6 protein-coding genes are annotated in these 6,760 nt (G+C 61.1%); all 6 read right to left on the minus strand.

Annotated elements, in window-relative coordinates; translation table 11 throughout:
• Positions 1-70: 70 nt before the first annotated feature.
• The 6 genes from DXC99_RS09595 to DXC99_RS09620 all read right to left on the minus strand — a co-directional run bounded on the left by DXC99_RS09595 (position 71) and on the right by DXC99_RS09620 (position 6,321).
• Entirely contained in the window at positions 71-412 is a 342-nt protein-coding gene (locus tag DXC99_RS09595) for a 4Fe-4S dicluster domain-containing protein (RefSeq protein WP_117630030.1), read from the minus strand.
• A 7-nt stretch (positions 413-419) separates the two neighbouring features.
• Positions 420-1,508 carry a nickel-dependent hydrogenase large subunit gene (locus tag DXC99_RS09600; protein ID WP_117630031.1) on the minus strand — a complete coding sequence of 363 codons (1,089 nt, stop codon included), beginning with the start codon at positions 1,506-1,508 and terminating at the stop codon, positions 420-422.
• A 5-nt stretch (positions 1,509-1,513) separates the two neighbouring features.
• Positions 1,514-2,233, minus strand: a complete 720-nt coding sequence (locus DXC99_RS10380; RefSeq protein ID WP_158551697.1) for an NADH-quinone oxidoreductase subunit C — start codon at positions 2,231-2,233, stop codon at positions 1,514-1,516.
• Entirely contained in the window at positions 2,233-2,850 is a 618-nt protein-coding gene (locus DXC99_RS09610; protein ID WP_117630032.1) for an NADH-quinone oxidoreductase subunit B family protein, read from the minus strand. The genes DXC99_RS10380 and DXC99_RS09610 overlap by 1 nt, the downstream gene beginning before the upstream one ends.
• Before the next feature lie 12 nt (positions 2,851-2,862).
• The gene (locus tag DXC99_RS09615) at positions 2,863-5,745 is read right to left on the minus strand and encodes a proton-conducting transporter membrane subunit (protein ID WP_117630033.1); all 2,883 of its coding nucleotides are present in this window, start codon (positions 5,743-5,745) and stop codon (positions 2,863-2,865) included.
• A 180-nt stretch (positions 5,746-5,925) separates the two neighbouring features.
• A complete protein-coding gene (locus DXC99_RS09620; protein ID WP_117564058.1) occupies positions 5,926-6,321 on the minus strand; it encodes a helix-turn-helix domain-containing protein in 396 nt (131 codons plus the stop codon).
• Positions 6,322-6,760: the final 439 nt, after the last annotated feature.

Here is a 6,760-nt window from a genome sequence, read left to right on the forward strand (position 1 = left end):
CGCGCGCTCACGCGCGGGGCCGGCGGGGCATTTTTGCCCCGCCGGCCCCTATTCCAGTTCTACCCCTGCGCTACTCCGGCTTGGTTTCTACTGTGGGAGTCTTGTCCGCTGCGACTGGGGTGCGGGCGGTGTCCATAGTCAGGCAGTGCTTGGGGCAGCTCTCGATGCACTCACCGCACACCACGCAGGCATACGGGTCGATCGACCACGTTCCACCCTTGCGATCGACTGCGAGCGCGCCCGCCGGACAGCGACGCGCACACATGCCGCAGCAGATGCACGCGTCCATGTCGTTGACGATATGCCCGCGCAAGCGCTCGGGTGCCGCGAGCTTCTCCTGCGGATAGCACACCGTTACCGGCTGCTTGACCATAGAGCCCAAGGCCGTCTTGGCAAATGTCAGCAAACTCATGCCGCGCCTACCTTTCCGTGCAGCTAATGCAGGGGTCGATGGTCAGGATAATCATGGGCACGTTGGCAAGGAGCACGCCCTGCAGCGCATGTGTCAGACCCGCCAGGTTCTGCGACGTCGGCGTGCGCACGCGGAAGCGGTCCAGGTTCTTGGTGCCGTTACCGCGCACATAGTAATACGCCTCGCCGCGCGGCTGCTCAATCACAACCTCGCCGCGTGCGCCGTCGGCCGGCGTAAGCTTGGTGCGCCCGCCGATCCCGTCGTGCGGAATCTTGCCCACAAGCTCCTTAATGATGTCCATGGCCTGCGTGACCTCGGCACAGCGCACCTGGCAGCGGGCATAGCAATCGCCATCGGTGGCGACAACCGGCTCAAACGCAGCCAGGTCCGCATAGGCACCGTCGCTAAACATGCGCACGTCGTAGTCCACGCCCGAGGCGCGCCCAAACGGGCCGACCATCGACAGATCCAGCGCGTCCTTCTTGCTGATCACGCCCACGCCATGCAGGCGCTCGCCACAGCTGACGTCGTCCAAAAACGTATGCACCAGGGCCTCGTAGTCGGGACGCATGGCATCGAGCGTCTGGACAATGCCAGCCAGCTCGGAGTCCTCAATGTCGTGCTTTAGGCCGCCGATCTCGTTAATCGAAAGGATCACGCGGCCACCGCACGTGCTCTCGAAGATCTTGAGAATCTGCTCGCGCAGGGTCCACGACCGATAGAACAGCGCCTCGAAGCCAAAGGCATCGGCGAGCAGGCCCAGCCACAGCAGGTGCGAGTGGATGCGCGAAAGCTCGTGCAAAATAGTGCGGATATACTGCACGCGGCCGGGCACCTCGATGTCGAGCATGCGCTCGCAGGCGCTGGCATAGCCGTAGCTGTGGCCCACGGCGCAAATGCCGCAGATGCGCTCGGCGATGTAGCCAAACTGGTGCATGTCGCGCTTTTCGGTGAGCTTCTCGAGTCCGCGGTGCACAAAGCCGATCTGCGGAATTGCCTCGATGACGCGGTCGTCCTCGATCACCAGGTCCAGATGAAGCGGCTCGGGCAGCACCGGGTGCTGCGGGCCAAACGGAATTACGGAGCGATGAGCCATGGACCTTACGCCTCCTTTTTCTGCTTGTCGCGGGCGGCCTTGGCGGCAAGCGCCGCACGGACCTTGGCCGCTTTCTCGGGATCCATGGCGGCGAGCTTTGCCTCCATCTCGGCGGCCTCGAGCGCGGCCTTCGCAGCGGCATCGTCATGCTGGGCATCGGAGCCGGCAGCAGCAGCGGGCTGAGCAGCGGCAGTGCCCGCAGCATCGCCGGCACCCGCGGCACCCTCCCCCGCAGCAGCCGCAGCCGCGGCGGCCTTCTCGGCCGCGGCCTTGCGCGCCTTGGCCTCGGCGGCCGCGCGGACTTTCATGGCCTTCTCGCGCGCAGCCTTCACCTCGGGCGTGATGACGCTCATGGGTTCGGCAGTCGAGACCTGGTAGAAAAAGCCCTTAAAGTCGATCTGCATGTCGGTGATGGCAAGACCAAACAGGTCGTGGGCCTCATTTTCAAACGGGAACACCGCGGGGTAATACGAGCTGATGGACGGAATCTCCTGGTACTGGTCGATGCCCTCGACCACCAGGTTCTCGATCGCATAGCTGCCGTCCTGCGCAATATGCTCCTGAGCAGCACGGACGTTGATAAACGTATAGACCAAGCGATACGAGCCGTCGTCGACGTTGCGCTCGGCATGCATTTGCACAAAGCGCGCGCCGACGCCCTTGAGCGCCTGGACATGCGACAGGAGCTTGTCGATCCCGACGGTGGTATAGATAGCCTTTTGCATTACTCGGCCTCCTTTGCAGCGGCGGGCGTCTCAGCAGGTGCGTCGCCAGCGGCGGGCGCAGCAGGCTTCCCGGCAGGCGCGTCACCGGCACCGTCAGTCCCGGCCCCCGCAGCCACAAACCCGTCCTCGCCCAGCTCAACGCCACCGTCCCAGGTAGCGGCACCGCCCACGGTGAGCGGATCGCCACCGGCGCGCAACACGGTCTCCTTCTGGTCCAGGATGCCGCACGCCTCCACGATGGCATCGATCACCGTCTCGGGGCGAATGGCGCACCCGGGCGCGTACACGTCCACGGGAATCGCGCGGTCCACGCCGCCGATCACGTTGTAGGCATCGCGGAATACGCCGCCCGAGCATGCGCAGATACCGCAGGCCACCACGCACTTGGGCTCGAGCATCTGGTTGTAAATCTGACGCACGACGGGCAGGTTCTGGGCATTGACCGACCCCGTCACCAAAAAGATATCCGCATGCTTGGGGTTGCCGGTGTTGACCACGCCAAAGCGCTCCGCATCGAACAGCGGCGTGAGCGAGGCCAGCACCTCGATATCGCATCCGTTGCAGCTCGAGCCGTCGTAATGAATAACCCACGGCGAGCGCGACATTTTATGATCCATGGATGCCGCCTCCTAAATAAACACGTCGACGAGGATGGGCATAAGGTTGAGCAGGCCAAACACCAGCGCCACGCCCCAGCCGAGCTTAAAGCAGCTGCGCCAGGTGCTGCGTGCGAAGGTGTTGTCGATCAGCACCTCGACAAAATACGTCGCGGCCATCACGACCAGGGCTACGACCCAGCTCACCGGGTTGTCCCAAACAAAGAACATGCCCACCCACATCAAAAACAGCACGGTCTCACACCAGTGCATAAGGGTCATCTTGGCCAGCGTGCCGCCGCTCATCTCGGTGGCGACGCCCTGGACAATCTCCTGATGCGCGTGATGCGAGTACGAAAGGTCGAACGGCGACTTGCGTAGCTTGATGGTGAGCACCGCAAGCAGCGCCAAGAAAATGGGCGCGCTGTACACGATGATGGGCGCCGACTGTCCGGTCACGGCGATGGAATCAAAGCTATCGGTGGCAAGGTACAGGCCCACGCTCATCAGCAGAACGGCGGGCTCGTAGCTCATGACCTGCAGCAACTCGCGGTCGGCACCGACCTGGGCAAACGGGCTTTGCGTCGAGGCGGACGCCAGCACCACAAAGATCGCGGCGAGCGTAACCATAAAAGCGCACAGCAGCGTGTTGGAGCCCGACACAAAGATGCCGCCGCCCACGACGGTAAAGATGAGCGCGCACGCCATATAGGTATCGTCCATGGTGTTTACGCTGGCAGGGGCCTTGCGCAGCAGCTTGGCAACGTCGTAGAAGGGCTGCAGCAGGCGCGGGCCCACGCGGCCCTGCATGCGAGCCGAAAGTTTGCGGTCGATGCCGTCGATCAAGCCGCCCGCAAGCGGCGCCAGCAAGGCAAACGCCACGGTGCCAATAAAGATGCCCACGACGCCCGAACCTTCGAAATACTTGCCGCGCAGCACCGAGGGCGCGCTCATGGCAAGCCGCTCGGGCCCAATCCATGCGCAACACAGCAGCGCAAACAAGATAATGCTGCAGCATACGACGCTACCCGCGGGGCCAATACGCTTCTCGCCAAGGGCGTCCTCCGAGTACCAATTGCGCTTTTCGGCCTTCACCTCGTGTCCCATCGAGCCGCGGAAATGGCGATATTTGTCGGTTCCCACGCCCGAAAGGTACACGTTGACGTGCGGTTTGTTGCTCACGCGGAATGACGTCAGCAGCACCACGGCGATAAAAGCCACGATAACCACCATCAGATACATGGCGTCCTTGCCAATAACGTACGGCACGCGGCCAAACACCATGGCCAAGTAAGGCGACACCAGACCGCTCGAGATAACCGGAAACGCCACGCAGCACAGAATCAGCAGCGCGGCGATGGTGTTGAGGGCCATCCATTCGGTCTTATGGACATTGACCTCAACGTTTTGAGCCGTGGGGTCGACGCCCGAAAGCTTGGCAAGCCACTTGCCCCAGAAGTAAAACGTCGCGGCCGAGCCAAAGGCAAGCACCATGATCATGAGCACGTTGCCGGTCTGCGCAAACGCCACCAGGGCGCCCCACTTGGACACGAGCATGCCAAACGGCGCCACAAACATGCCCATAATGCCCAGCATCATCAGACGCGTCAGGTGCGGCATGCGGCTGAACATGCCGTCCATGTCCTCGATATTGCGGCTGCCGATATGATGCTCGGCCGTGCCCACGCACAGGAACAGCAGCGACTTGGCCACCGTGTGGAACAAGATCAGGAAGATGGCCGCCCATACGGCCTCGGGCGCGCCGACACCCAAGCAGGCACTGATGAGGCCCAAGTTGGAAATGGTGGAGTACGCGAGCACGCGTTTGGCGTTGCTCTGCGAGATGGCCATGAGTGCAGCGAGCAAAAACGTGATGGCACCCACACTCGTGACCATAAAGCCGGTCACGGGGTAGATGGCATAGAGTGGGCTCAGCTTGACCATCAGGAACACGCCGGCTTTGACCATGGTTGACGAGTGCAGCAGGGCGCTCGTGGGAGTGGGTGCAACCATGGCACCCAACAGCCAAGTGTGGAACGGCATCTGTGCGGCCTTGGTGAGCGCGGCGAGCGACAACAGGATGACCGGCATCACCAGCAGCGCGGACTGCGCGGTTCCGGTGCCGGAAAGCTCGATCATGCCCGAGATGGTCAGCGGCATGCCGTTAACGTGCAGATACATAAGTCCGGCCAAAAACGCGATGCCGCCCAGCATGTTGAGGATGATTTGGGTAAAGGCGTTCTTGATGGCCTCGGGCGTACGCGTGTAGCCAATCATAAGGAACGAACACACGGTGGTGATTTCCCAGCCGCAGAACAGCCACTCAAGGTTGTCGCTCGTCACGATGACGAACATGGCCGAGAGGAACAGGAACATGAGCGCCAGGAACTGCGGGCGACGGTCGGGCGCGGTCTGCCCGCGCAGCGCGGCCTCGTGCTCGTCATGGGCCTGGAAGTCCTTCATGTAGCCCAGGGCATACAAGCAGATTAGACTGCCAACGATGCCGACGGCGAGGACCATGATCACGCTCATGTAGTCCAGGTAGAGTGGCGTTGCCGTGACGGCTTCGGCCGCGGGCAGCGTCATGGCTGCAAAGGCGAGCGAGCCCACCAGCTGGACTATGCCGAGCACCGTGGTGAGCGCGTTCCTATATTTGTACGCGTTGTACAGGATGACAGCGCACAGGATGACGTCGATAACGGAACTGATGATCGAGAGCACATGCGAGGTGCCGGGGGCAACCTCAAAGCTCTGCGGACCCGTGCCAAAAAACATGACGGCGACTACAACTGTCACCGCCATAATAATGCCGGAGCCTATGAGCCCCGCCGCATCGCGGGCGCGGTCACCGCGCGCGAGCAGCATGCCCAGCGCCAGTACCAGCGGAAACAGGGTAAGGAAATACAGTAGCGTCATACCATCACTCCCCCATGCTAAAACGCTGCAATTGTTTAACGTTATAGCTCAATTGAGGAGTAGCGGCGGCGGGTTTTCGGTCAACTGGGGAGTTTTAGGCGTACGGGGTAAGGGCACGCCCGCATTGGAGCAGAGGGGCGGCAAGAAAAATGCGCCCCTGTGGGTGCACCATCCCGTTTGCTATTCCGCCTTTTTAACGCGCGGCTTGCGACCGCGCGGCTTATCGACCAGTGCGGACTCACCGCTCTCGCGGTACTGACGGCACCAAGCCTTGACCGAAGACTCGCTAGGAATCTTGTGCTTGATCATGGCCTCGCGAACCGTTAAGCCGTTTTCCAAGCGGTCCTTGACCACGGCGAGCTTAACTTCGTACGAATAGGTGTGATGATGCGAACCGGCGTTGAGAACGGCGTCGGCACCGCCCACGGCATATGCGCGGGCCCACTGACGAGCCGTGGCCTGGGGAATGCCGAGCTCCGCGGCGAGGGCGCGATGACCGACCCCCTCTTGGAGGACCTCGACGGCGCGCTGCCTAACCTCGGGCGCATGCGTGCGAGTCCTTGTTGCTTCCGACATACCTGCCACTTCTTAGCCTTAACCGTTAATCTGCTTTCTTACGTGCATGTTAGATAGTAGCATTTTGCTGTTTGCGCGTAACAGTTAATTGAAAATCGCACGGCGGCATCTGGGCATTTGCCATTAATTTGCAACAGTTCTTTAGGTTTTATTTACGCAGCTAGTTAGCTCGCGGCTCATTGACGGTGTTTTACCAACCAGATTGGTATCTTTTTGTTTGGCTGGTATGGTTTGTGTAATTATTAACCCCTCTTCAGCCCGCACCTACATGTCAACTTTCCACTTACTTTCCAGCTTTCCACCTAGCTTTCCAGCTTTCCACTTAACTTACCACCTAAGGTGGAAAGCTGGAAAGCTAGGTGGGAAGCTGGGGCAGCAGCAGGCCAGGAGAACAATCAGAACCACCCTTAAAAAGGGTGGTTTGCTCTTAGGGTATAAC

Origin of the sequence: Collinsella sp. TF10-11AT (assembly GCF_003437565.1) — a bacterium.
In the GTDB taxonomy this organism is placed as follows: Bacteria; Actinomycetota; Coriobacteriia; order Coriobacteriales; family Coriobacteriaceae; genus Collinsella.

Bases quoted from the DNA above. Each gene is read 5' to 3' on its own strand.
- DXC99_RS10380 (WP_158551697.1), bottom strand. From the start codon at position 2,233: ATGCAAAAGGCTATCTATACCACCGTCGGGATCGACAAGCTCCTGTCG.
- DXC99_RS09620 (WP_117564058.1), bottom strand. From the start codon at position 6,321: ATGTCGGAAGCAACAAGGACTCGCACGCATGCGCCCGAGGTTAGGCAG.
- DXC99_RS09595 (WP_117630030.1), bottom strand. From the start codon at position 412: ATGAGTTTGCTGACATTTGCCAAGACGGCCTTGGGCTCTATGGTCAAG.
- DXC99_RS09615 (WP_117630033.1), bottom strand. From the start codon at position 5,745: ATGACGCTACTGTATTTCCTTACCCTGTTTCCGCTGGTACTGGCGCTG.
- DXC99_RS09610 (WP_117630032.1), bottom strand. From the start codon at position 2,850: ATGGATCATAAAATGTCGCGCTCGCCGTGGGTTATTCATTACGACGGC.
- DXC99_RS09600 (WP_117630031.1), bottom strand. From the start codon at position 1,508: ATGGCTCATCGCTCCGTAATTCCGTTTGGCCCGCAGCACCCGGTGCTG.